23 protein-coding genes are annotated in these 22,954 nt (G+C 69.7%); 13 read left to right on the top strand and 10 right to left on the bottom strand.

What is annotated here, in order from left to right; translation table 11 throughout:
- Positions 1 to 51: 51 nt before the first annotated feature.
- Both OHT74_RS08840 and OHT74_RS08835 read right to left on the bottom strand, forming a co-directional pair.
- Entirely contained in the window at positions 52 to 540 is a 489-nt protein-coding gene (locus OHT74_RS08840) for a glutathione peroxidase (RefSeq protein ID WP_328619934.1), read from the bottom strand.
- 142 nt (positions 541 to 682) lie between these two features.
- On the bottom strand, positions 683 to 1,537 hold the full coding sequence (locus OHT74_RS08835; RefSeq protein WP_328619933.1) for a hypothetical protein: 855 nt from the start codon (positions 1,535 to 1,537) through the stop codon (positions 683 to 685).
- A 289-nt stretch (positions 1,538 to 1,826) separates the two neighbouring features.
- Here OHT74_RS08835 and gcl point away from each other — a divergent pair, with 289 nt between their 5' ends.
- Both gcl and OHT74_RS08825 read left to right on the top strand, forming a co-directional pair.
- Positions 1,827 to 3,605 carry a glyoxylate carboligase gene (gcl, locus tag OHT74_RS08830; RefSeq protein ID WP_266672584.1) on the top strand — a complete coding sequence of 593 codons (1,779 nt, stop codon included), beginning with the start codon at positions 1,827 to 1,829 and terminating at the stop codon, positions 3,603 to 3,605.
- 83 nt (positions 3,606 to 3,688) lie between these two features.
- Entirely contained in the window at positions 3,689 to 4,312 is a 624-nt protein-coding gene (locus tag OHT74_RS08825) for an ATP-binding protein (protein ID WP_328619932.1), read from the top strand.
- 416 nt (positions 4,313 to 4,728) lie between these two features.
- Here OHT74_RS08825 and OHT74_RS08820 read toward each other — a convergent pair whose 3' ends face one another.
- The 3 genes from OHT74_RS08820 to OHT74_RS08810 form a co-directional block, all read right to left on the bottom strand.
- The gene (locus tag OHT74_RS08820) at positions 4,729 to 6,186 is read right to left on the bottom strand and encodes a catalase (RefSeq protein ID WP_266672582.1); all 1,458 of its coding nucleotides are present in this window, start codon (positions 6,184 to 6,186) and stop codon (positions 4,729 to 4,731) included.
- Between the two features lie 230 nt (positions 6,187 to 6,416).
- Positions 6,417 to 7,307 (bottom strand): 2-hydroxy-3-oxopropionate reductase, encoded by an 891-nt coding sequence (locus OHT74_RS08815; protein ID WP_266662326.1) that lies wholly within the window; start codon positions 7,305 to 7,307, stop codon positions 6,417 to 6,419.
- Between the two features lie 75 nt (positions 7,308 to 7,382).
- Entirely contained in the window at positions 7,383 to 8,216 is an 834-nt protein-coding gene (locus OHT74_RS08810; RefSeq protein ID WP_328619931.1) for a TIM barrel protein, read from the bottom strand.
- Between the two features lie 126 nt (positions 8,217 to 8,342).
- On the opposite strand from OHT74_RS08810, the gene OHT74_RS08805 reads away from it, so the two are divergent.
- The 7 genes from OHT74_RS08805 (at position 8,343) to OHT74_RS08775 (ending at position 14,276) form a co-directional block, all read left to right on the top strand.
- Positions 8,343 to 8,594 carry a thiamine-binding protein gene (locus OHT74_RS08805; protein ID WP_328619930.1) on the top strand — a complete coding sequence of 84 codons (252 nt, stop codon included), beginning with the start codon at positions 8,343 to 8,345 and terminating at the stop codon, positions 8,592 to 8,594.
- Complete coding sequence (locus OHT74_RS08800) at positions 8,591 to 8,974, top strand: helix-turn-helix domain-containing protein (protein WP_266662320.1); 384 nt, start codon at positions 8,591 to 8,593, stop codon at positions 8,972 to 8,974. The genes OHT74_RS08805 and OHT74_RS08800 overlap by 4 nt, the downstream gene beginning before the upstream one ends.
- 154 nt (positions 8,975 to 9,128) lie before the next feature.
- The gene (uraD, locus tag OHT74_RS08795; RefSeq protein WP_328619929.1) at positions 9,129 to 9,647 is read left to right on the top strand and encodes a 2-oxo-4-hydroxy-4-carboxy-5-ureidoimidazoline decarboxylase; all 519 of its coding nucleotides are present in this window, start codon (positions 9,129 to 9,131) and stop codon (positions 9,645 to 9,647) included.
- 2 nt (positions 9,648 to 9,649) lie between these two features.
- Positions 9,650 to 10,051, top strand: coding sequence for a hydroxyisourate hydrolase (uraH, locus tag OHT74_RS08790; protein ID WP_266662316.1), 402 nt, complete (start codon positions 9,650 to 9,652; stop codon positions 10,049 to 10,051).
- Position 10,052: 1 nt separating this feature from the next.
- The gene (gene pucL, locus OHT74_RS08785; RefSeq protein ID WP_266662314.1) at positions 10,053 to 10,976 is read left to right on the top strand and encodes a factor-independent urate hydroxylase; all 924 of its coding nucleotides are present in this window, start codon (positions 10,053 to 10,055) and stop codon (positions 10,974 to 10,976) included.
- A gap of 205 nt (positions 10,977 to 11,181) precedes the next feature.
- A complete protein-coding gene (locus OHT74_RS08780; protein WP_266997767.1) occupies positions 11,182 to 12,585 on the top strand; it encodes an 8-oxoguanine deaminase in 1,404 nt (467 codons plus the stop codon).
- Between the two features lie 302 nt (positions 12,586 to 12,887).
- Positions 12,888 to 14,276 carry a nucleobase:cation symporter-2 family protein gene (locus OHT74_RS08775; protein ID WP_328623285.1) on the top strand — a complete coding sequence of 463 codons (1,389 nt, stop codon included), beginning with the start codon at positions 12,888 to 12,890 and terminating at the stop codon, positions 14,274 to 14,276.
- Between the two features lie 100 nt (positions 14,277 to 14,376).
- On the opposite strand, the gene OHT74_RS08770 is transcribed toward OHT74_RS08775, so the two are convergent.
- Positions 14,377 to 14,988: a 3'-5' exonuclease gene (locus OHT74_RS08770; protein WP_328619928.1), complete on the bottom strand. Its 612-nt coding sequence runs from the start codon at positions 14,986 to 14,988 to the stop codon at positions 14,377 to 14,379.
- An 83-nt stretch (positions 14,989 to 15,071) separates the two neighbouring features.
- Positions 15,072 to 15,875 carry an SDR family NAD(P)-dependent oxidoreductase gene (locus tag OHT74_RS08765; protein WP_328619927.1) on the bottom strand — a complete coding sequence of 268 codons (804 nt, stop codon included), beginning with the start codon at positions 15,873 to 15,875 and terminating at the stop codon, positions 15,072 to 15,074.
- A 112-nt stretch (positions 15,876 to 15,987) separates the two neighbouring features.
- Here OHT74_RS08765 and OHT74_RS08760 point away from each other — a divergent pair, with 112 nt between their 5' ends.
- Positions 15,988 to 16,584 (top strand): TetR/AcrR family transcriptional regulator, encoded by a 597-nt coding sequence (locus OHT74_RS08760; protein ID WP_328619926.1) that lies wholly within the window; start codon positions 15,988 to 15,990, stop codon positions 16,582 to 16,584.
- Positions 16,585 to 16,640: 56 nt separating this feature from the next.
- On the opposite strand, the gene OHT74_RS08755 is transcribed toward OHT74_RS08760, so the two are convergent.
- Positions 16,641 to 17,831, bottom strand: a complete 1,191-nt coding sequence (locus OHT74_RS08755) for a GDSL-type esterase/lipase family protein (protein WP_443047319.1) — start codon at positions 17,829 to 17,831, stop codon at positions 16,641 to 16,643.
- Between the two features lie 357 nt (positions 17,832 to 18,188).
- On the opposite strand from OHT74_RS08755, the gene OHT74_RS08750 reads away from it, so the two are divergent.
- Both OHT74_RS08750 and OHT74_RS42110 read left to right on the top strand, forming a co-directional pair.
- Positions 18,189 to 18,377 (top strand): hypothetical protein, encoded by a 189-nt coding sequence (locus OHT74_RS08750; RefSeq protein ID WP_266662306.1) that lies wholly within the window; start codon positions 18,189 to 18,191, stop codon positions 18,375 to 18,377.
- Positions 18,325 to 18,534 (top strand): beta family protein, encoded by a 210-nt coding sequence (locus OHT74_RS42110; RefSeq protein ID WP_353962353.1) that lies wholly within the window; start codon positions 18,325 to 18,327, stop codon positions 18,532 to 18,534. The genes OHT74_RS08750 and OHT74_RS42110 overlap by 53 nt, the downstream gene beginning before the upstream one ends.
- A gap of 87 nt (positions 18,535 to 18,621) precedes the next feature.
- On the opposite strand, the gene aceB is transcribed toward OHT74_RS42110, so the two are convergent.
- On the bottom strand, positions 18,622 to 20,250 hold the full coding sequence (gene aceB, locus OHT74_RS08745) for a malate synthase A (RefSeq protein WP_328619925.1): 1,629 nt from the start codon (positions 20,248 to 20,250) through the stop codon (positions 18,622 to 18,624).
- 273 nt (positions 20,251 to 20,523) lie between these two features.
- The gene (locus OHT74_RS08740) at positions 20,524 to 21,138 is read right to left on the bottom strand and encodes a nucleotidyltransferase family protein (protein ID WP_328619924.1); all 615 of its coding nucleotides are present in this window, start codon (positions 21,136 to 21,138) and stop codon (positions 20,524 to 20,526) included.
- Positions 21,139 to 21,382: 244 nt separating this feature from the next.
- Here OHT74_RS08740 and yczR point away from each other — a divergent pair, with 244 nt between their 5' ends.
- On the top strand, positions 21,383 to 22,870 hold the full coding sequence (gene yczR, locus OHT74_RS08735) for a MocR-like transcription factor YczR (RefSeq protein WP_266662300.1): 1,488 nt from the start codon (positions 21,383 to 21,385) through the stop codon (positions 22,868 to 22,870).
- Positions 22,871 to 22,954: the final 84 nt, after the last annotated feature.

Here is a 22,954-nt window from a genome sequence, read left to right as displayed (position 1 = left end):
GCCGGGGGCGGCCGGCCGTACGGTCGGCCCGCCCTGGCTCCGTACGGCCGGTCAGGCCGGCAGCTGCGCCTCGATCGCGGCGATGACCTCGGGGGACTCGGGCTCGGTGCCCGGCCGGAAGCGCGCCACGACCTCGCCGGCCGGGGAGATGAGGAACTTCTCGAAGTTCCACTGGATGTCGCCCGCCTCGCCGTCGGCGTCCGGGGTCTTCACCAGCTCCTGGTACAGCGGGTGCCGGTGCTCGCCGTTGACCTCGGTCTTCTCCAGCATCGGGAAGGTCACGCCGAAACCGGCCGCGCAGAAGGTCGCGATGTCCTCGGCGTTGCCGGGCTCCTGCCCGCCGAACTGGTTGCAGGGCACGCCGACGACGGTGAAGCCCTTCTCCTCGTACTTGAACTGCAGCCGGGCCAGTCCCGAGTACTGCGGGGTGAGACCGCACTGCGAAGCGGTGTTCACCAGCAGGATCGCCTTGCCCTTGTGGGCCGCCAGGCTGGTGGGCTCGTCGGACAGGGTGGTCAGCGGGATGTCGTACAGGCTCATCGGGCTCTCCTCGGCAGGGAAAGGGCAGGCACGCAGGCACCCAGGCGGGCAAGCGGGCACGCAGGCAAGCAACCAACGGATACGGATATGTGTCCGAGCCTACGTCCTGCCCCGCGGCCTGACCGACCGGCCCGGCCCCGCCCTACGCCCCCGCGCCCACCAGCTGGTCCGCCGGGTCGTTGACCGGCTGCGGCATGCCCGTGAGGTCCATGACGAACAGCGGTATCCCGAGGTCGTCCGCGCGGGAGCGGGCGTCCTCCGTATATCCCGCGAGCGCGAAGTAGACGCTGGTCGCGGAGGCCGTGAGTCCGTTCAGCCAGACGCACTCGACGGCCCGCAGTCCGGCCGGAGCGGTGGTCGGGTCCACCTGCGCCACGAGCCCCGGGGCCCGCAGGTCCACGGCCGCCGAGGGGATGGGCCGCCCATCGGGCTGCCGGACGTCCTGGAAGCCGAGCCACCGCAGGTACAGCGCGGCCGTGGCCACCGCATCCCGGGCGGTACGGATGGTCACCGGGCGGAACGCCGGCCGCGGCACCGGCGCCGCCGAAGGCTGCCCGGGGGCCGGTCCGGGCGTGCCGGATGTACCGGACACGCCGTCCGCGCCGGCCGGCCCGTCCCGCCCCGGCGCGCCCGGCCGGGCCGGATCCGCCTCCCGCCCCTGTCCGCGTACGCCGGGCCGCGGAGGCAGCCCGTCCCGTAAGCCGATCCCCGGCCCCGACCCCATACCCGTCTCCACCGGGTGCACCGGAATCAGCACCACCGTCCCGCACGACGCGCATCCCAGCTCGGGGTGCGGCCACTCGCTCACCCGCCCGCACGCCGTGCACCGCACCGCCACCCAGGCGTCCGACCAGGTGCGGTGCGTCAGCGGCAGGGGCGGCGCCGCGAGGTCCAGGGGCGGGGTGACCGGGCTTCCGCAGGCGCACGGGAAGACCGGGGCGGCGTAGCCGTTCTCGCGCAGACATGCCGGGCAGCGCACCGGTACCGCTTCCGCCATGAGTGCTCGGCCCCCTCCGTCGCTGTGCGTAGGTCCATGCTCCATCACCTGCCACCGACGGGCGAGCCTGCCCTCGATTTTCCCCTCATATTCGGCCGGGTGCCGGTGGTTCGTACAACTCGCTTGCGTGAGACGCGGCATTTGGTGTGTTCCGGGGTGCTGAAGCTCCTTGACGAGCGAGGACTGGCCGCTTAGCTTGTTCCGTATAGCAGAACAAAACTTCCGGATTGTGGAAACGCCCCGGGAAGCAGTCTGACCGCCAGACCCGCAGGAGAACTCGATGCCTCGTATGACAGCCGCCGCCGCTGCAGTGGAGATCCTCAAGCGCGAGGGCGTTTCGCAAGCGTTCGGCGTGCCCGGCGCTGCGATCAACCCGTTCTACCGCGAGCTCAAGAACGTCGGTGGCATCAACCACACCCTCGCCCGCCACGTCGAGGGCGCCTCGCACATGGCCGAGGGCTACACCCGCACCAACCCGGGCAACATCGGTGTCTGCATCGGTACGTCCGGCCCCGCCGGCACCGACATGATCACCGGCCTGTACTCGGCCATCGCGGACTCCATTCCGATCCTGTGCATCACCGGTCAGGCTCCGGTCGCGAAGCTCCACAAGGAGGACTTCCAGGCCGTCGACATCGCCTCGATCGCCAAGCCGGTCACCAAGGCCGCGACCACGGTCCTCGAGGCCGCACAGGTCCCCGGCGTCTTCCAGCAGGCCTTCCACCTGATGCGCTCCGGCCGTCCGGGCCCGGTCCTGATCGACCTCCCGATCGACGTCCAGCTGACCGAGATCGAGTTCGACCCCGACCTGTACGAGCCGCTGCCCGTGCACAAGCCGGCCGCCACGCGGAAGCAGGCCGAGAAGGCCATCCAGTTCCTGCTGGAGTCCGAGCGTCCGCTGATCGTCGCCGGCGGCGGCATCATCAACGCCGACGCCTCCGACCTGCTGGTCGAGTTCGCCGAGCTGACCGGCGTCCCGGTCATCTCCACCCTCATGGGCTGGGGCGTCATCCCGGACGACCACGAGCTCGCCGCCGGCATGGTCGGTGTCCAGACCTCGCACCGCTACGGCAACGCGACGTTCCTCGAGTCGGACTTCGTCCTCGGCATCGGCAACCGCTGGGCCAACCGTCACACCGGTTACAACCTGGACGCGTACCTCGGCGACCGCAAGTTCGTCCACGTCGACATCGAGCCCACACAGATCGGCAAGATCTTCGCCCCCGACCTCGGCATCGCCTCCGACGCCAAGGCCGCGCTGGAGATCTTCATCGAGGTCGCCAAGGAGCTCAAGGCCGAGGGCAAGCTGCCCGACTTCAGCGCGTGGGTCGCCTCCCACCTGGAGCGCAAGGCCACGCTGCAGCGCCGTACGCACTTCGACAACATCCCCATGAAGCCGCAGCGCGTCTACGAGGAGATGAACAAGGCCTTCGGCCCGGAGACGCGCTACGTCACCACCATCGGCCTCTCCCAGATCGCCGGCGCGCAGATGCTGCACGTCTTCAAGCCGCGCCACTGGATCAACTGCGGCCAGGCCGGCCCGCTCGGCTGGACCATCCCGGCCGCGCTGGGTGTCGCCACCGCCGACCCGCAGACCCCCGTCGTCGCCCTCTCCGGCGACTACGACTTCCAGTTCATGCTGGAGGAGCTGGCGGTCGGTGCGCAGCACAAGATCCCGTACGTCCACGTCCTGGTGAACAACGCCTACCTCGGCCTGATCCGTCAGGCGCAGGGCGGCCTCGGCATCAACTTCGAGGTCAACCTGGAGTTCGAGAACATCAACGCCCCGGAGCTGGGTGTCTACGGCGTCGACCACGTCAAGGTCGTCGAGGGTCTCGGCTGCAAGGCGATCCGCGTCACCGACCCGAACGAGCTGGGCGCCGCTCTCGAGGAGGCCAAGAAGCTCGCCGCCGAGTACAGCGTCCCGGTGGTCGTCGAGGCCATCCTGGAGCGCGTCACCAACATCTCGATGAGCAAGACGGTCGACATGAGCGACGTCACCGAGTTCGAGGAGCTCGCGACCGAGCCGGGCCACGCCCCGACCGCGATCCGCCCGCTGGCGGTCTGACGCCCAAGGCGCAGTAGCGGCTGTACGTGACGGCCCCCGTCCCTCCACCAGGAGGAACGGGGGCCGTTCTGCATACTGCTCCGATGGAGAGATCAATGGCCTCGTGGCGCAACACGACGCACGACTGGGCGGCTTCCGTGGACGCCGACCACCTTGCCCACATCCGTGAGAACCAGGCCGTATTCGCCCCTGGCGGCCTTCCCCACCTGCTCTTCGAAGTCGTGGCGTACGCAGCCGACGAGGCGGAGTGCGTCGGCGGGGGACGGTGCACGGTCACGCTCCACGCCGACGGTTCGGTCTCCGTGGCGGACGAGGGCCGAGGCACCGACACCCGCCTCGACGATCACGGCCGGCCGGTGAAGAAGCCGATCATGGCGACGAAGGACCTCCGGTTCTTCGATCACCCCGACGCGCAGATCCTGCCCGACGGCCACCCGCGGCGCGGCATGTCCGTCGTCGCGGCGCTCAGTCAATGGCTCGTCCACACCAACCGCCGCGCAGGCGGAGCCTGGCTCCAGCGCTACGAACACGGCGTTCCCGCGACCGACCTGACACCGGTCGCCGACGACGGCACGACCGGTACGACCGTCCACTTCAGCCCCGCCGAGCCCCTGCGTGCAGCGACCGGACCCATGTCGGACGAACTGGCCGCGCTCACCACGCCGTGGCCGCACCTGGCCATCGACGTCGTCGACCGCCGCGCATGACAAAGCGCCGAGTCACGGGACCGTCCGTGACTCGGCGCTTTGGGTTTGACCGCCCGACGGTACGAGGCTGGCGCGACAGGACATTCGCATCGCCGGGCGGAGTCGTTGGGGAGGCTGTCCTCGGATACAGGGGACTCTGTACATACAGGGGACCCTGTGCACATACAGGGGACCCTGTGCGTGGCCCCTGTATATAAGGAGTGGCTGGGACCGCGACGGGCGGTGACGAGAGCTTCGGCTTCGTCTCCCTCAGGTCAAGAGACGGGCCTCGGCACCCATTACCACCGCACTGGCTCACACGCCCGTCGCGGTCCTCGTCCGGCCCTTACCGCGTACCACCCCTCATCCGGGTCCGCGGTTCGGGCTCGGCACCCGGGACCTGACCTCCCGCCAGGTCCCCGGTGCAGCTATTCGGCTCAGGCGTCGCGCAGGGCGCGGACGGCCTCCTCGACGCGCTTGCCGTAGTCGGCGTCCGCGGCGTGGAAGTGAGCCAGGTTCTTCTCGATGACGTCCTCGAGGGTGACCTGAGACAGGCCGCCGGCGATGTTCGCCACCAGACGCTGCTTCTCGGCCTCCGACATCAGGCGGTAGAGCTCACCGGCCTGGAAGAAGTCGTCGTCCTTGGTGTGGGCCGGGGCCTCGTGGGTGCCCGTGTAGCCGGAGACGGCCTTCGGGGCGCCGAGCGCCAGACCGGTCTCGGCCGGGCCCTGGTACGAGTTGGGCTCGTAGTTCTTGTCGTGGCGCGAGCCGTTGCGGAGCGCCATGACACCGTCGCGGCCGTAGTTCTCGGCCTGCGTCGCCTTCGGGGCGTTGACCGGCAGCAGGGTGTGGTTCACACCGAGGCGGTAGCGCTGGGCGTCGGCGTACGCGAAGAGACGGCCCTGGAGCATCTTGTCCGGCGAGGCGGTGATGCCCGGGACGAAGTTGTTCGGGGAGAAGGCGGACTGCTCGACCTCGGCGAAGACGTTGTCGGGGTTGCGGTCGAGGACCAGACGGCCCACGCGCTGCAGCGGGTAGTCGCTGTGCGGCCACACCTTGGTGAGGTCGAACGGGTTGAAGCGGTACTCCGCGGCCTCGGCGGCCGGCATGATCTGGACGTACAGGGTCCAGCTCGGGTTCACACCGCGCTCGATCGCCTGGAGCAGGTCGGTCTGGTGCGAGTTCGCGTCCTTGCCGACGAGCTCGGCGGCCTGCTCGCCCGACAGGCAGCGGATGCCCTGGTTCGTCTTGAAGTGGTACTTGACGAAGAAGGCCTCGCCCTGCTCGTTCGTCCACTGGTACGTGTGGGAGCCGTAGCCGTTCATGTGGCGGTACGACGCGGGGATGCCGCGGTCACCCATCAGCCAGGTGATCTGGTGCGTCGCCTCGGGGGCGTGCGCCCAGAAGTCCCAGACGTTGTCCGGCTCCTGCTTGCCCGTGAAGGGGTCGCGCTTCTGGGAGTGGATGAAGTCGGGGAACTTGATCGGGTCCTTGATGAAGAACACCGGGGTGTTGTTGCCGACGAGGTCGTAGTTGCCCTCTTCGGTGTAGAACTTCAGCGCGAAGCCGCGCGGGTCGCGGACCGCGTCCGCACCACCCAGCGAGTCGGCCACGGTGGAGAACCGCAGGAAGGTCTCGGTCTTCTTGCCGACCGTGTTCAGGAACGCGGCGCTGGTGTACGCGGTGACGTCGTCGGTCACCTCGAAGTGGCCGTACGCGGCCGAGCCGCGGGCGTGCACCACGCGCTCCGGTATGCGCTCACGGTTGAACCGGGCAAGCTTCTCGAGCAGCTGCTGGTCCTGGATCAGCAGCGGGCCACCGACGCCGGCGGTGGCGGAGTTCTGATTGTCGGCGACCGGGGCGCCGGACTCGGTCGTCAGCGTGCGCTTCGACATGGTGACCTTCCGTACGGGAACCTGCTGACGGAAAGCGTCTTCCGTCATGCGGAACAGCCTAATTTCAGGCCGAACGCAACGTCAACAGTTTGTTGAACAAAGATGGAGAGAGGTGATCCGGACGGTGCCGGCGCTTGGGCGCGACAGGACAGGTGTCAGCACCGGCACCATCCGGAAACTCAGGCCCCCCGAAGGGGGAGGGGCGGCGGCCCGGCGAGCGGGCCGCGGGCTCAGATCTGGGCGCCGGAGAGGCGCTCGACCGCGCGCAGCAGGGCCGAGTGGTCCAGGCCGCCGTCACCCTGGGCGCGCAGCGAGGCGACCAGCTGGGCGACGACCGCGCCGACCGGGAGGGCCGCACCGACGTTGCGGGCGGCGTCGGTGACGATGCCCATGTCCTTGTGGTGCAGGTCGATCCGGAAACCGGGCTTGAAGTCGCGGTTCAGGAAGTTGTCCTTCTTGCGGGTCAGGACCGTGGAGCCGGCCAGACCGCCGTTGAGGACGTCCAGGGCGGCCTGGAGGTTCACGCCCGACTTCTCGAGGAAGACGACGGCCTCGGCGCACGCCTGGATGTTCACCGCGACGATGAGCTGGTTGGCGGCCTTCACCGTCTGGCCGGAGCCGTGCGGGCCGCACAGGACGATGACCTTGCCGAGCGCCTCGAGGATCGGCAGCGCCGCGTCGAAGTCGGCCTGCTCGCCACCCACCATGATCGACAGGACGGCCTCGATGGCGCCGGCCTCGCCGCCGGACACCGGGGCGTCGATGACGCGGATGCCCTTCTCGGCTGCGTTCTTCGCGAGGTCGACCGAGGTCTGCGGGGTGATCGACGACATGTCGATGATCAGCGCGCCGGACTTCGCGTTCTCGAGGATGCCGTTCTCACCGTAGGAGATGGCCTCGACCTGCGGGGAGGCGGGCACCATCGTGATGATGACGTCGGCGTCCTTGACGGCCTCGGCGATCGAGCCGGCGGCGGCGCCGCCGGCGGCGGCCAGGCGGTCCAGCTTGTCCTGCTCCAGCGTGAAGCCGGTGACCGGGTAGCCGGCCTTCAGGAGGTTCTCGGCCATGGGGGAGCCCATGATTCCGAGGCCGATCCAGGCAATCTTGGGGAGGTTGCTCATGACGAGGATCCTTCTCTTAATGCTTTGTACGAAAAGTGCGTGACGTGCCTGGCTGATCGCCTGGACTTGGTCCGCCTACTCGGCGGCGCGGGCCTCGGCCGGCAGCCACGCGAAGGAGGCGGCGGCGTCGGCGGCCTTGTACTCCAGGCCTACGTAGCCCGCGTACCCGGCCTTCTTCAGCTGGTCGAGCAGCTCCTCGAGGGGCAGCTCGCCGGTGCCGGGGGCACCGCGTCCCGGCTTGTCCGCGATCTGGACGTGCCCGGTCTTGGCGGCGTACTTTTCGATGACCTCGGAGAGGTCCTCGTCGTTCATCGCCAGGTGGTAAAGGTCGAGCAGGAACTTGGCGTTCCCGAGGCCGGTGGCCTCGTTCACCTTGTCCACGACCTCGATGCCGGCCGGGGCGCTCACCAGCGGGTAGAGCGGCGACTCGGGCTTGTTGAGGGTCTCGATCAGGAGGATCGCGCCGACGCGGTCCGCGGCCTGAGCCGCCACGACCAGGTTCTTCAGGGCGAGCTCGTCCTGAACGGACGGGTCCACCCCTTCGACGCGGTTGCCGTAGAGGGCGTTCAGCGCCTTGCAGCCGACCGAGGCGGCGAAGTCCGCGGCCACGTTGATGTTGGCGTTGAAGCGGTCCGACTCCTCACCGGGTACCGAGACCGCACCGCGGTCCGGGCCCGGCAGCTGGCCGGCGTAGAAGTTCAGGCCCACCAGCTGGGTGCCGGCGTCCTCAAGAGCCTTCTTGAGGGCGTCGAGCTCCGTCTGGGCGGGGGTGGGGGTCTCGATCCAGGGCCACCACAGCTCGACCGCCGTGAAGCCCGCCGCGGCGGCAGCCGCGGGACGCTCCAGAAGCGGGAGTTCCGTGAAGAGGATCGAAAGGTTCACATCGAAGCGCTGGTCCGTGTATCCCATGAGGGGTGTGCGCTCCTTCCGTATTGCGGAAGTTAGTTTCTGCTTGATGGAAGACTGCATCGGGCTCGTCGCAGATGTCAAGTGCGGACTGCCGAAAAAAGCCGACCGGGAGGTAGCTTGACCAGCGTGCGATTGAGAGTGGAGTTCACGACCGAGCCCTTCGATCTGGAAGAGGCCCCTGCCCATGCCGTGGCTGCTCGCGAGGTCATCCAGAAGGCCCAGCTGGACGCGGTGGACGTAGGTCCGTTCGGCAACACCGCCGAGGGTGACGCCGACGAGGTGCTGACCGCGGTGGCCGCGCTGCTGCGTGACGCGCTGGGGTCCGGGGCCACGCGCGTCTCGCTCCAGGTCAACGTGATCGGGGAGGACGCCCCATGACCGAGCCCCGCGACCACCCGTTCGTCACCGCGGTCAAGCCGCTGGTCGACGCGATGGGCGGCGAGCTGATGGATCCGGCCCAGGCCCTGCCCGACGACGTGGTCCTGTCGTGGGAAGGCCGGGAGCTGCTGGCCGTACGCCTGCCCCAGCTGTCCGACTCGCTGGACCACATCCTGGCGGCGCTGGAGCGCCGGCACGGCGTACCGTTGTCACAGCTCGACCGGAAGTCCAAGCAGGACGTCGTCCGGATACTGGAGGCGCGCGGCGCCTTCTCCGTCCGGCATGGCGTGGAGACGGTCGCGGGCGCCCTGGGCGTAAGCCGCTTCACGGTCTACAACTATCTGAACAGGGAAAACCCCAACAAGAACAGCAAAGCGTGAAGCCTGCTTGACCCGCTGTGACGAGCCGCCGCCCAATTCACCCGGGCGGCGGCTTTTGTGTACGGGAAGTTTCAACAAAGTGTTGACGCCGTGTTGCCGAGGGCGTTAGCTATGCGCAGCCCGTCAAAGCAACAACAGGCCACGGAGGCCTACCGTGACTTCGAGTCCGACCCCGGGTCTCACCCGGTTCAACGCCTTGGACGACAGCGCGGCCACGGCCGAGCTGCACGAGGTGTGCGCCAGTTCGGCATGGGGGGGCAAGTTGCTCGCCCAGCGCCCCTTCGCCACCGCCGACTCCCTGTTCTCCGCGAACGAGGCCGCCATGGCCGAGCTCACCGCCGAGGACCTGGCCGAAGCGATGGCAGGCCACGCGCCGATCGGCCGGCCGAAGCCGGGGGACCCGACCTCCGCCCGGGAGCAGCGCGGCATGGCCGGTGCCTCGGAGGACCTCAAGAACGAGCTCCTCGAACTGAACCTGGCGTACCAGGAGAAGTTCGGCCACGTCTTCCTCATCTGCGCCACCGGTGCGACCGGTGAGTTCATGCGCGACGCGGTCAAGGTCCGGATCGACAACTCGCCGAAGCAGGAGCGGGAGACCGCCCGCGGCGAGCTCGTGAAGATCAACCGGATCCGCCTGACCCGCCTCGTCGAACTCGCAGAACAAGGAGCGTGAGCATGAGCACTGAGACCGCGGCATCGCCGAGAAATTCGGTGTCCACGCACATCCTGGACACCAGCATCGGACGCCCCGCCGAGGGCGTCGCCATCTCCCTGTCGGCCCGTACGGGACTCGACGGCGAGTGGGCGGCCCTGGGCGGCTCCGCCACCGATGCGGACGGGCGCTGCAAGGACCTGCCGGCGCTGCCGGAGGGCACCACCCACGTACGTCTCGACTTCGAGACCGAGACGTATTTCGCGAAGAAGCAAGCCGAGGCGCAGCAGGACGCCCCCCGCGTAAGGGACAGCGGTGCGTTCTTCCCCGAGGTCACCATCACCTTTGCGGTGAACCCGGGCGAGCATTACCACGTACCGCTGCTGCTCAACCCGTTCGGCTACTCCGTTTACCGAGGGAGCTAGCATGGCCACGATTCTGGGCCAGAACCAGTACGGCAAAGCAGAGAACCGCGTCGTCAAGATCACGCGGGACGGCGACACCCACCACATCAAGGACCTGAACGTCTCGGTCGCCCTTTCCGGCGACATGGACGACGTCCACTACTCCGGCTCGAACGCCAACGTCCTTCCGACGGACACCACCAAGAACACGGTGTACGCGTTCGCCAAGGAGTACGGCATCGAGTCCGCCGAGCAGTTCGGCATCCACCTGGCGCGCTGGTTCGTCAACAGCCAGGAGCCGATCCAGAAGGCGCGCATCCGGATCGAGGAGTACTCCTGGGACCGGATCGCCACCTCGGACGCCAACTCCAAGTTCATCGGCTCCGACGAGGTCAACCACTCCTTCGTCCGCCAGGGCATGGAGACCCGCGTCACCCAGATCACGTACGACGGTACGAACTGGGAGGTCATCTCCGGCCTCAAGGACCTGGTCGTCATGAACTCCACGAACTCCGAGTTCTGGGGTTACGTGAAGGACAAGTACACGACGCTGAAGGAGGCCTACGACCGCATCCTCGCCACCCAGGTGTCGGCCCGTTGGCGCTTCAGCTGGTCGGACGACGACCAGCGGATGCCGAACTGGGAGAAGTCCTACGCCGAGACCCGGAAGCACATGCTCCAGGCCTTCGCGGAGACCTACTCCCTGTCGCTGCAGCAGACCCTGTACCAGATGGGTTCGCGCATCATCAATCACCGTTCGGAGATCGACGAGGTCCGCTTCTCGCTCCCGAACAAGCACCACTTCCTCGTCGACCTCGAGCCGTTCGGCCTCAAGAACGACAACGAGGTCTACTTCGCCGCGGACCGCCCGTACGGTCTGATCGAGGCGACGGTCCTCCGGGACGGCGCTGACGCCCGCATCCCCGTGGACATGACCAACCTCTGAGGCACAGCCGAAGAGCGCGGCACGCGCGTCCCGGGGCTCCGCAGTGGCCCCGGGGCCGCGCGACACGTTTCAACTTCCTGAATCGGCACCCGGACGCACCCCGCGGGACGGCAGTACTGTCAGCTGTCGAGGTCCCCGGCTCCGGCACTCAAATCCCCTGGGTCCTGCCGTGCCCCCACCGCCACTGAAAGCACGAGGAAGTCCCATGGCAGCATCGGCAGCGCATGACGGCGCCGTAGAGCGCATCGTCATCGAGAACTGTGCGATTGCGACCGTCGACGCGAACGACACCGAGTACGCCTCGGGCTACGTGGTCGTCGCCGGCAACAAGATCGAGTCGATCGGTGCGGGCAAAGCCCCCGAGAACCTCGACAATGTGGTCCGCCGCATCGACGGCACGGGTCACCTCGTCACCCCGGGTCTGATCAACACCCACCACCACTTCTACCAGTGGATCACCCGTGGTCTGGCCACCGACCACAACCTCTTCAACTGGCTCGTCGCGCTGTACCCGACGTGGGCGCGCATCGACGAGCAGATGGCCTACACGGCCGCCCAGGGCTCCCTGGCGATGATGGCCAAGGGCGGCGTCACCACCGCCATGGACCACCACTACGTCTACCCCAAGGGCTCCGGCGACCTCTCCGGCGCGATCATCCGCGCCGCGTCCGAGATGGGCGTCCGCTTCACCCTCGCCCGCGGCTCCATGGACCGCAGCAAGAAGGACGGCGGCCTGCCCCCGGACCACGCCGTCGAGACCCTCGAGGGTGCGCTCGCCGACACCGAGGCGACGGTCAAGAAGCACCACGACTACTCCTTCGACGCGATGACCCAGGTCGCCGTCGCCCCCTGCTCCCCCTTCTCGGTCTCCACCGAGCTCCTGAAGCAGGGCGCCGAGCTCGCCCGCCGCCTCGGTGTGCGCATGCACACGCACGGCAGCGAGACCGTCGAGGAAGAGCAGTTCTGCAAGGAACTGTTCGGCATGGGCCCGACCGACTACTTCGAGTCGACCGGCTGGCTCGGCGAGGACGTGTGGATGGCGCACAGCGTCCACATGAACGACTCCGACATCGCCGCGTTCGCCCGCACCAAGACCGGCGTCGCGCACTGCCCGTCCTCCAACGCCCGTCTGGCCGCCGGCATCGCCCGCGTCCCGGACATGCTCGCCGCCGGCGTCCCGGTCGGCCTCGGCGTGGACGGCACCGCCTCGAACGAGTCCGGTGAGCTGCACACCGAGCTGCGCAACGCGCTGCTGATCAACCGCCTGAACCCGGTCCACCGCGAGGCCGCCCTCAACGCGCGCCAGGCCCTGCGCCTCGGTACGTACGGCGGCGCCCAGGTCCTCGGCCGCGCCGACAACATCGGCTCGCTCGAGGTCGGCAAGTGCGCCGACCTGGTGATGTGGAACCTCAGCACCCTGGCCCACTCCTCGATCGCCGACCCGGTCACCGCGCTGGTCTTCGGTGCGGCCGCCCCGGTGACCCTCTCGCTGGTCAACGGCAAGCAGATCGTCGAGAACAACCGTCTTCTCTTCGCCGACGAGGACGCCATCGCGGTGTCCACCCGGGAAGAGGCCCAGCGCCTCGCGCGGATCTCCGCGCAGGGCTGATCCCACGGAGTCCGGCCGGGGGGGACGGCCCCCGGCCGGCGGTCGCGGACCCGAGCGGGGTCCGCGGCAGCCGTTCCCGGGAAGCGCCCGAGGGTTTCCGAGGGTGCTCCCGGGGCGGTGACTCGTGCCACCGCTGTTTTCGTCTTCCGCGCGAACGACTCGGGCGAATCGTTTCCGCATGCCGTGGACCACGGCGACCACGGCACCCCCACAACTGAATACAAGGCTCGACTTGCACCGCTTTCGCACCACCTCCAAGACACCATGCCCCTGCCGGCGTGTTCAACCGAACGGAGGAAGCCGTGGCCCAGGCGCCCAGGTTTCGCAAAGATGCAGTCGCAATACCGGAGGAGAAGCACCCGGTCGACGAGACCCTGCCTCCGCTGAAAATGTTCACGAGCGGACTCCAGCACGTGGCCGCCATGTACGCGGGTGTCGTCGCCCCGCCCATGATCGTCGGCCCGGCCGTCGGACTCTCCGCAACGGAGACCGCGTTCCTGATGGGCGCCTCGCTCTTCACCGCGGGCCTCGCCACCCTCCTCCAGACCCTCGGCTTCTGGAAGATCGGGGCCAAACTCCCCTTCGTCAACGGCGTCTCGTTCGCCGGTGTGACCCCGATGATCGCCATCGGCAAGGGTGAGGGCGCGGACGCCATCCCCGTCATCTTCGGCGCGATCATCGTCGCCGGGCTCGTCGGCTTCCTCGCCGCCCCGTACTTCGGAAAACTCGTCCGCTTCTTCCCGCCCGTGGTCACCGGTACGGTCATCACCCTGATCGGCGTGTCCCTGCTGCCGGTGGCCTTCAACTGGTCCCAGGGCGGCAACCGCACCGCCACCGACTACGGTTCGATGAAGAACATCGGCATGGCCGCCGTCACCCTGATGATCGTCCTGCTGATGCGCAAGTTCCTGCGCGGCTTCCTCCAGCAGATCTCGATCCTGCTCGGCCTGGTCGCGGGCACGCTGATCGCCCTCCCGCTCGGCATGACCAGCTTCGACGCCGTCAGGAACGCCTCCCTGGTGGGCTTCCCGACCCCGTTCCACTTCGGCGCCCCGCAGTTCCAGGCCGCCGCCATCGTCTCCATGTGCATCGTCATGCTGGTCTGCATGACCGAGTCCACCGCCGACATCCTGGCCCTCGGCAAGATCGTCGGCCGCCCGGCGGACGCGAAGACCATCGAGGGCGGGCTGCGCGCCGACACCCTCGGCAGCGCGCTCAGCCCGCTGTTCAACGGCTTCATGTGCAGCGCCTTCGCGCAGAACATCGGGCTCGTGGCGATGACCAAGGTGCGCAGCCGGTTCGTCGTCGCCGCGGGCGGCGGCATCCTGATCCTGCTCGGCCTGTGCCCGATCGCCGCCTCCGTCATCGGAGTGGTCCCGCTGCCGGTCCTCGGCGGCGCCGGCATCGTCCTGTTCGGCTCGGTCGCGGCCAGCGGGATCCAGACCCTGGCGGGCGCGGCCATGGAGAAGGGCGAGAACGCCCTGATCGTCGCCGCCTCGGTGGGCATCGGCCTGATCCCGATCGCGGCGCCGGAGTTCTACCACGCGTTCCCGAAGGACCTGCTGGTCGTCCTGGACTCGGGCATCAGCACCGGCTGCGTGGTGGCCATCGCGCTCAACCTGGCCTTCAACCACTTCGGCGCCCAGCGGGCAGCCGGGGCAGCCGCCCCCGAACCGGTACCGGTGCACTGACCCTTTCGGGGTCCGACCTGCCACGGCGGTGCGTACGCCACCCACTGCGGGTGTGGCGTACGCACCGGCCGTCTTTCCGCAGCTGTCCGGGCGGGGGTGGTCAGCCGGCGGTGACGGGGCCGCCCGGAGGAGTCCAGAGCATCAGGTTGCTCATCAGCTCGGCCTGCTCGATCGCGTCGTCGAGCGCGTGGTGGGTGTGCCGGCGGCGGGAGAGCAATTGCTTCGGCATCCGCCCCTTGACGGCCGCGCGCAGCGGTACCCGCGCCTTCGCCGCGTACAGGGTCTTCATGTCGAGGCAGCCGGAGTGCCCGAAGGGGCTGTCGCCGCCGAACCGCATCAAGTACCAGTACAGGAAGGTCCAGTCGAAGGGGGCCGGGTAGCCGCACATCACGGGCTGGGCCCCGACGGAGACTTCCCGCACCCAGGCGCGGAACTCGGCCATGGCCGCCGCGGGTTCGGCGCCCTCCCTGACCAGCCGGTCCCGGTCGAGGCCGCTGACGGCGAGCGCCTCGGGGACGTACTCGTCGCTGATCGGCCGGAGTTCGCGGTAGAAGGTGTGCTGCTCGGGGTCTGCGGCCGTATACGAAGCGCCGTCCTGCCGCCCCGCGACGGCGGCCCCGAAGCTGATCATCGAGTACGGGCCGGGGATCGGGCCGTCGGCCTCGATGTCGACGGAGATGTAGAGGCTGGGACGTGCGGTACGGGCTGGCATGAGCGGGATCATGCCAGCCCGCCCCGCTCCGATCATCCGGTTTCCCGGCGCCGGACACCCCTGAGCCGCCGTCGACGGACGACCTATGGGGTCCGGGGGGTGGAAATCCGGTCCACCGTCCGTACGACCATGCGGCGGCTCGCGAGCCGTCCGCTGAAGGCCATGACCCGGTTCATGCCTCCGGAGATCACGCTCGGCGGCGGGTTCTTCCGGTCCAGCGCCTTCAGTGCGGTGCGCACGACCACCTCGGAGGTCTGCATCCGGGTGCCGCCGGCGGCGTCCTCGGTGCCGACCACGTCGAAGAACTCCGTCTTCGTCGCGCCGGGCGACAGCGCGATGACGCGCAGCCCGGTGCCGTGCGACTCCTGCCACAGGGCCTCGGTGAAACTGAGTACGAAGGCCTTGCTGGCGCCGTAGACGGCCATGTTCGGGACGGGCTGGTAGCCGGCCATGCTGGCGACGTTGACCAGGACGCCCTCGCCACGGCTGCGCAGCCGGCCGATGAAGGCGCGGCTGATGTCGACGACGGCCATCACGTCGAGGCCCACTTCCTGGCGGAGCCGCTGCGGGTCCTCGTCGTGGAAGCGGCCGTAGGTGCCGAAGCCGGCGTTGTTGATGACGCTGGAGACCATGATCCCGCGCCGGTCCACCTCGGCGGCCAGCAGTTCACCGCACCCGTCGACGGACAGGTCCATGGCGATCGGCTCCACCGCGACGCCGTGCGCCGCGGACAGCTGCCCGGCGAGCGCCTTCAGGCGGTCCTCGCGGCGGGCGACGAGCACGAGGTCGGATCCTCGTGCGGCGAGCTGGCGCGCGAACTCGGCGCCCAGGCCCGAGCTGGCGCCGGTGATCAGGGTGGTCCGGCCTCGGTAGTCGACCGCGTTCACAGTGGCTCCTGCCCATGGGATGACATCGTCGGTATCACTGTATGCCCGCTTGGCAGTGACTGCCAAGCGGGCAGTAGGGGTCAAACGGGCGACCCGCCTATATGCTGACCGGATGGGGACCATCGCAACGCAGCCGAGCCTGTGGGACCGCTCCCGGCAGGCCGTGGTCGCGAGCATCTTCGACACGGCCATGCGGCTCTTCGCCGAGCAGGGTTACGAGGCCACGACGATCGCGCAGATCGCCAAGGAAGCGGGCATCTCCCAGCGGTCGCTGTTCCGGTACTTCGGTACCAAGGAGGACATCGTCTGCGGCGAGCAGGAAGAGCTCGGCGAGCTGCTGCGCGCGACGGTGGAGGCCCAGCCCGCCACCGCCACTCCGTGGGAGGCCCTGCGAGCCGGTTTCGAAGTGCTCATGGGCGCGCACGGCGACCCCGGGCAGCTGCTGGAGATCACGGCGCTGATCTTCGACACCCCGTCGCTGCGCGCCCGTTACACGCAGAAGCGGCTGCGCTGGCAGGAATTGGTCCTGCCCGCCGTCACGGCCCGCATGGCCGCAGGAGAGGGCCTGATACCCGGGGTCCGCGCCGCGGCGGTCGTCGCGACCGTCTTCGCCTGCGTGGACGCCGCCACCGAGGCCTGGGTCCGCAGCGGCGGCAGCGCCGACCTGGCGGCCCTCTACGACGAGGCACTCGCCGCCGTACGGGGCTGATCCGGAAGGGCGCCCGCGGAGGTCTCCGCAGACGCCCTCGACCCGGAAGCCACGCCTCAGACGGTGGGCGTGAGGAACATCCCCGTCTGGTCCGCTCCGGCGGTGTTCTTGCAGCCGGAAGCGGAGTTCGCGGGCTGGGCGACGGCCAGGGCCAGGCAGCGGCCGACGGCGAGCTGGCCGAAGTAGTTCGGGTGCATGGACTCCTGGACCGGCCCCTGCGTCTCGCTGCTGTCGATCCAGCGCGCCCACTCGCTCGTCTTCGCCGAGGCGGGCGCCGCGGTGGTCACCTGCTTGCTGGCCTTCGCACACACCTCACGGCCCTGCAGCATGTCCCGCAGGTCCAGGAACTGCACGCCCTTGGCGGCGGCAACGCCCTTGAGTCGACCCGCTATCTGGGGCACCAGCGAGTCGCGCGCCCAGTCCGAGTCCCGGTTCCAGAAGGGGCAGCCGCCGGTGTTGAGCCGGCTCCAGTCGCTCTGCGTGTACCGGTTCTCGGCGCCGCGCGGGATCGGCGACGGGTAGGACTGCAGCACGATCCGGTACGAGGAGTCGGTGTACCCGGCGGCTCGCATCACGGCGCGGATCTCGTCCACGGACTTGCCGACGTTCGCCATGACGCCGTCGATCTTCTCGTCGACCCCGTACTGCTGGTCGTCGTAGCAGTACGAGTTCCAGAGGACGAAGTCGAGCGCGCAGTCCTTGATGATGTCGGCGAAGCCGAGGTCGTTGCCGCCGATGGACAGCGCGATGACCTTCACGTCGTTGGCGGCGGCCACGGCGGCCAGCTGATCGGCCTGCGGGGCCTCGCCCTTGAAGGGCACGCCGCCGTTGGAGGCGCGGAACACGTTCTCGGAAACCGCCCCGGAGCAGGCCAGGTTCACGGCCACGTCGGCGATCGCCCCGGCGCTCTTGACCTCGGCGGAGTCGGAGCGGTGGCACCCGCCGGCGGTGGTGCCGTACACCTTGGCGGGGTCGTAGGTGCTCCCGGAGACCCAGGCGCGGTCGGTCCCGGTGCGATTCCCGCTGTTGGTGAGGCTGTTGCCCTTCCAGCGGCCGGCCTCGCCGGAGATGTAGCTGTCGCCCATGGACACCACGGCGGTGGGCCCGGTCCCGGGACTGGCCACAGAGGTCCCGGCGGAGCCGGCGACCAGAGCACTGGCGGCGAGCGGCAGAACCATCCCGACCCCGGCGAGTCGTCGCACTCGACTGCGGGGCCGGTCCTTGCTGGCGGTGCGGAATCCGATCACGGCGGAACTCCTGCGGTAGGCCATGGCAAAGCCGGAGAGAACTCCGGTACATGGCTGGGGAAGTGGGGGTACCGCCGGCCGGTGGCATCGGAAAGGTGACACGGCGCGCGTTGTTACCGCTAGGTACAGGAAAGTTACGATGGAGTAACAACCGATCGATCGGTCGGCCCGCCAACCCGCTTCGCCCTTGGCCGGATTGCGCTGTTCCCTCGCCGTCCGTTCGCGCTCACCCTGTGAACAGAAGCGCAACCAAGGCGGTCAACGGGGGAGCCACCATGGTCGAGCCGCTCTACGTACCCGTCCTGCCGACGCGCCGCGGCCCGCTCGCGGCGTACTCCCGGCTGGCGCCGTCCCTGCATGCCGCCGTCTCACCGCTGTGGACGATCCCGCTGCGTACGAATCCGGCCGGGGCGCCCGGACTGGCAGCAGTCCGCCTGCGCGGACTTCGCCCGGGCCGGCGGGAACGGCCTCGGGCTGCGGGTCCGTGCGGCCGATGCCGCCTCGGACCAGGGCGCCGAGGAGGTGCGCCGGCTCGTCGAACGCTGAGCCCGACTTCCGCGGAGCCGGGTTCAGTGAGGGCGACCGCTGGCTGCACGAGTGCGCCACGGGTACGGGAACCCCGGGCGTCGGCAACGCCGAGTGGTGGATCCGGGCGGGCCACAGCCGGCACCTCGCCTACGCGGCATGGCGATTGACCGCCTGAAGCACGAAAACGGCTCCGCCCCCGGGCCTGGTGGCGCGGGGGCGGAGCCGGGGTCGACCGCTGTGCGATTCAGTCGACGTCGGGGGGTCAGCCGACGAGCTGGTCGTACGCGGGGAGGGTGAGGAAGTCCGCGTAGTCCGCGTCCAGGGAGACCTGGAGGAGGAGGTCGTGGGCCTGCTGCCACTTGCCGGCCGCGAAGGCCTCCTCGCCGATCTCGGCGCGGATCGCGGCCAGTTCCTCGGCGGCGATCTTGCGGGTGAGGTCGGCGGTGGCCGTCACGGGTTCGCCGGCGTGCTCGAATACGACACCGGCGTTGATCCACTGCCAGATCTGCGAGCGCGAGATCTCGGCGGTGGCCGCGTCCTCCATGAGGCCGAAGATGCCGACGGCGCCCAGGCCGCGCAGCCAGGCCTCGATGTAGCGGATGCCGACCTGGACGGCGTTGCGCAGGCCGTCGTACGTGGGCTTCGCGTCCAGGGAGTCGATCGCGATGAGCTCGCCGGGGGCGACGGAGACGTCCTCGCGCAGGCGGTCCTTCTGGTTCGGCTTCTCGCCGAGGACCGCGTCGAAGGAGGCCATCGCGATCGGGACCAGGTCGGGGTGGGCGACCCACGAGCCGTCGAAGCCGTCGCCCGCCTCGCGGTCCTTGTCGGCCTTGACCTTCTCGAAGGCGACCTTGTTGATCTCGGCGTCCTTGCGGGACGGGATGAAGGCCGCCATGCCGCCGATGGCGTGCGCGCCGCGCTTGTGGCAGGTCTTGACCAGCAGCTCGGTGTACGCCCGCATGAAGGGGGCCGTCATCGTCACCGCGTTGCGGTCCGGCAGGACGAACTTCGCGCCGCCGTCGCGGAAGTTCTTCACGATGGAGAACAGGTAGTCCCAGCGGCCCGCGTTCAGGCCCGCCGCGTGGTCGCGCAGCTCGTAGAGGATCTCCTCCATCTCGTAGGCGGCCGTGATGGTCTCGATCAGGACCGTCGCGCGGACCGTGCCCTGCGGGATGCCGACGTAGTCCTGCGAGAAGACGAAGATCTCGTTCCAGAGGCGCGCCTCAAGGTGCGACTCCGTCTTCGGCAGGTAGAAGTACGGGCCCTTGCCGAGCGAGATGAGGCGCTTGGCGTTGTGGAAGAAGTAGAGGCCGAAGTCGACCAGGGCGCCGGGGACCGGACGGCCGTCGACCTGGAGGTGGCGCTCCACCAGGTGCCAGCCGCGCGGGCGCATCACGACGGTCGCCAGCTGCTCGGCGGGCTTCAGGGCGTACGACTTGCCCGTGCGCGGGTCCGTGAAGTCGATTCGGCGCTCGTAGGCGTCGATGAGGTTGAGCTGGCCGAGGACGACGTTCTCCCAGGTGGGGGCCGAGGCGTCCTCGAAGTCGGCGAGCCAGACCTTGGCGCCCGAGTTCAGGGCGTTGATGGTCATCTTGCGGTCGGTCGGACCGGTGATCTCCACACGGCGGTCGTTCAGCGCGGCCGGGGCCGGCGCGACCTTCCAGTCGCCCTCGCGGACCTGTGCGGTGTCCGGGAGGAAGTCGAGGTGGGAGGTGCGGGCGATTTCGGCGCGGCGCTCGGCGCGGCGGGCGAGGAGCTCGTCGCGGCGGGGCGTGAACCGCCGGTGGAGCTCGGCCACGAACGCGAGGGCCGCCTCGGTCAGGACTTCGTCCTGCCGGGGCAGGGGCTCGGCGTCGACGATGGCCAGCGATGACGGCGCTGGTGCGGACATATCTGTCACTCCTTCAGCGGCGGTGCCTGGCGGCCGCGGGGAATGCTCGCGCAGGACGGCACGCAGTGCCGTCGGGTGTGGAGAGTTCCGAAATACGGTCGCGGGCGCCGTCTGGGGGTTCAGGGCGCTTCTGACCAGTGGATAGTAATTTCCTTATGGTGGAAGTTCAATGGTTTGTTGATGTCGAGATTCTCTGAGTCGACAGACTCCGGCGCCCGGTGGCCCTCAGTGCCACCTTCGTCACTGACCGCTCAACTGTCGCTCGACCTCCGCTCAAGCCAGTCGTGCCAGGTCGGGCGGGGTGTCGATGTCGAAGGCCTCGGCGATGTCCCCGCACTCCACCAGCGTGAGCTCGTTCGCGTGTTCTGTCAGGTGCACCCGCGCGCCCTTGTCCCCCGTCGCCGACGCCGCGATGTCCGCCCAGCGGTCCGCGCCGAAGAGCACCGGGTGGCCGCGCTCCCCGCCGTAGGCCGCCGCGACCAGGCTCGCGGGGGAGCGGTACGCCTCCCGGACCCGCGCCACTGCCGCGGGACCGATGCCCGGCTGGTCCACGAGCGAGACGAGGGCTGCCGAGGCGCCCGTACCGGCGAGCGAGGCGAGGCCGACGCGCAGGGAGGAGCCCATGCCCTCCGCCCAGTCGGGGTTGTCCACGACCACGCAGCCGGTCAGATCCGCCCGGTCGCGGACCTCGGCGGCGGAGGCGCCGAGCACCACGTGCAGCGGACCGCAGCCCGCCTCGCGCAGCACCCGCAGCGCGTTCTCGACGAGCGGGCGGCCGCGGTACTCGAGCAGGGCCTTGGGGCGCCCGCCCAGGCGGCGGCCGCCTCCGGCCGCGAGGAGCAGGCCCGCGATCACGGGGCTTGAGGTCGGGTCTGTGTTGGCTGGCATGTCAGCGATTCTCGCCCCTGTGGGGTGGCCCGTGGCCGCCGCGTCAGGAGGCGTCGTACGGCAGCCAGCCCGGGGCCGAGGCGCAGCGGCTCGCAGATCCGGTTCTCGACGGCAGCCGCCAGGGCGCGTTCGTCGCGGTCGGTCAGTGGGGTCGGCATGGCGGTCTCCTTGCCAATCGGGGGCCAATACCGCGAGTCTGGACTTGGATTGGCCTGGCCGGCAGAGCCAATCGGGGGAGGTTGGCATGGCAAACGGGCGAGTCGTCCAGACGGCGGACAGAACCATCGGCAGCCGCCAGCTCGCGGCCCTGCTGCCCTCCGAGGTGCTGGCCCGCCCCGGCTACCGGTCCCTCGCCGACGCCGTGCGGACCCTGATCCTGGACGGCCGGATCGCCCTGCACGTACGGCTGCCCGCCGAGCGCGAGCTCGCCGAGGCGCTCGGCGCCAGCCGCGCCACCGTCACCGGGGCCTACGACCTGCTGCGCGAGAGCGGCTACGTCCGCAGCCGGCGCGGTTCCGGCACCTGGACCGAGCTCCCCGAGGGCCACGGACCGGTCGGCGCGCACCTGCTGGTCGGCTCCGGCGGCTACACCGCCGACGGTGATCCCGGGATCGACCTGGCCATCGCCGCACTGGGCGCCCCGGAGGACGCGCTCACCGAGGCCCTCGCCTGGGCCGCGCCCCGGCTGCCGGGCCTCGCCCGGAGCCCCGGCTACAACCCCTTCGGGCTGCCCGATCTGCGCAGTGCCGTCGCCGAGCGGTTCACCCGGCGCGGGCTGCCGACCCGGCCCGAGCAGATCCTGGTCACGGCCGGTGCGCAGCAGGCGTTCTCGCTGGTCGTGAGCCTGCTGTGCGGGCCCGGGGACCGGGTGGTGACCGAGAGCCCCACGTACGCGAACGCCCTCGACGCCGTGCGGCACGCCCGGCTGCGGACCGGGTCGATCGCCGTCTCCGAGGCGGGCTGGGACATGGAGATCGCCGAGTCCACGCTGCGGCAGACCGTGCCGAGGCTGGCGTACGTGATCCCGGACTTCCACAACCCGACGGGCCTGCTCATGCCGCAGGAGCAGCGGCTGCGGCTGCTGTCGGCGACGCGGCGGACCGGGACCTGGCTGGTGGTCGACGAGACCATCGCCGACATCGCCCTGGACGTGCCGCCGCCGGCGCCGCTGGCCTCGCTGGCGCCGCGCGGCGGGGCGGACCACGTGGTGACGATCGGCTCGCTCAGCAAGACGCACTGGGGCGGGCTGCGGGTGGGGTGGGTACGGGCCACCGCGAAGATGATCACGGAGCTGACGGCGGTGAAGGTGGCCGTGGACATGACGGGGTCGGTGCTGGACCAGTTGGTGGCGCTGCCGCTGCTGGAGGGGCTGGAGCGGACCCTGCCGGCGCGGCTCGCGCAGTTGCGGGGGCAGCGGGAGGCGCTGGTGGGTGCGCTGGAGCGGCACACTCCGGAGTGGTCGTGGCAGGTGCCGCCGGGCGGGCTGTCGCTGTGGGTGGACCTGGGGGAGCCGGTGAGCTCGGCGCTGGCGGAGCGGGCCGGCGCCTGCGGTGTCCACATCGGGCGGGGGGCGCGGTTCGGGGTGGACCCCGGGACGTTCGAGCATCGGCTGCGGATCCCGTACACGCTGTCTGCGGATCGGCTGGACGAGGCCGTACGGCGCCTCGCGGCGGCCTTCCATGACGGAGTCCCGCTGGCTCCGGCGGTGGAGCGGCCGCACTGGGTGGCGTAGGGAGCGCCGTCAAAGTGGCGTCGCCCGCCCGAAGGGCGGGCCAGGCCCCGCCGGCCTGGGGGCACCTCCCAGCGGTAGCTGGGG

The organism is Streptomyces sp. NBC_00354 (genome assembly GCF_036106915.1).
GTDB lineage: Bacteria > Actinomycetota > Actinomycetes > Streptomycetales > Streptomycetaceae > Streptomyces.
Note: the sequence above shows the minus strand (reverse complement) of the source record. Positions and strands in the feature narration are given on the sequence as shown.

Bases quoted from the DNA above. Each gene is read 5' to 3' on its own strand.
- OHT74_RS08770 (WP_328619928.1), bottom strand. From the start codon at position 14,988: ATGCCAGCCCGTACCGCACGTCCCAGCCTCTACATCTCCGTCGACATC.
- OHT74_RS08800 (WP_266662320.1), top strand. From the start codon at position 8,591: ATGACCGAGCCCCGCGACCACCCGTTCGTCACCGCGGTCAAGCCGCTG.
- yczR (WP_266662300.1), top strand. From the start codon at position 21,383: ATGGCAAACGGGCGAGTCGTCCAGACGGCGGACAGAACCATCGGCAGC.
- OHT74_RS08840 (WP_328619934.1), bottom strand. From the start codon at position 540: ATGAGCCTGTACGACATCCCGCTGACCACCCTGTCCGACGAGCCCACC.
- OHT74_RS08750 (WP_266662306.1), top strand. From the start codon at position 18,189: ATGCCGCCGTCTCACCGCTGTGGACGATCCCGCTGCGTACGAATCCGG.
- uraH (WP_266662316.1), top strand. From the start codon at position 9,650: ATGAGCACTGAGACCGCGGCATCGCCGAGAAATTCGGTGTCCACGCAC.
- OHT74_RS08740 (WP_328619924.1), bottom strand. From the start codon at position 21,138: ATGCCAGCCAACACAGACCCGACCTCAAGCCCCGTGATCGCGGGCCTG.
- OHT74_RS08835 (WP_328619933.1), bottom strand. From the start codon at position 1,537: ATGGCGGAAGCGGTACCGGTGCGCTGCCCGGCATGTCTGCGCGAGAAC.
- OHT74_RS08815 (WP_266662326.1), bottom strand. From the start codon at position 7,307: ATGAGCAACCTCCCCAAGATTGCCTGGATCGGCCTCGGAATCATGGGC.
- OHT74_RS08820 (WP_266672582.1), bottom strand. From the start codon at position 6,186: ATGTCGAAGCGCACGCTGACGACCGAGTCCGGCGCCCCGGTCGCCGAC.
- gcl (WP_266672584.1), top strand. From the start codon at position 1,827: ATGACAGCCGCCGCCGCTGCAGTGGAGATCCTCAAGCGCGAGGGCGTT.
- OHT74_RS08780 (WP_266997767.1), top strand. From the start codon at position 11,182: ATGGCAGCATCGGCAGCGCATGACGGCGCCGTAGAGCGCATCGTCATC.
- pucL (WP_266662314.1), top strand. From the start codon at position 10,053: ATGGCCACGATTCTGGGCCAGAACCAGTACGGCAAAGCAGAGAACCGC.
- OHT74_RS42110 (WP_353962353.1), top strand. From the start codon at position 18,325: ATGCCGCCTCGGACCAGGGCGCCGAGGAGGTGCGCCGGCTCGTCGAAC.
- OHT74_RS08810 (WP_328619931.1), bottom strand. From the start codon at position 8,216: ATGGGATACACGGACCAGCGCTTCGATGTGAACCTTTCGATCCTCTTC.
- OHT74_RS08760 (WP_328619926.1), top strand. From the start codon at position 15,988: ATGGGGACCATCGCAACGCAGCCGAGCCTGTGGGACCGCTCCCGGCAG.
- aceB (WP_328619925.1), bottom strand. From the start codon at position 20,250: ATGTCCGCACCAGCGCCGTCATCGCTGGCCATCGTCGACGCCGAGCCC.
- OHT74_RS08825 (WP_328619932.1), top strand. From the start codon at position 3,689: ATGGAGAGATCAATGGCCTCGTGGCGCAACACGACGCACGACTGGGCG.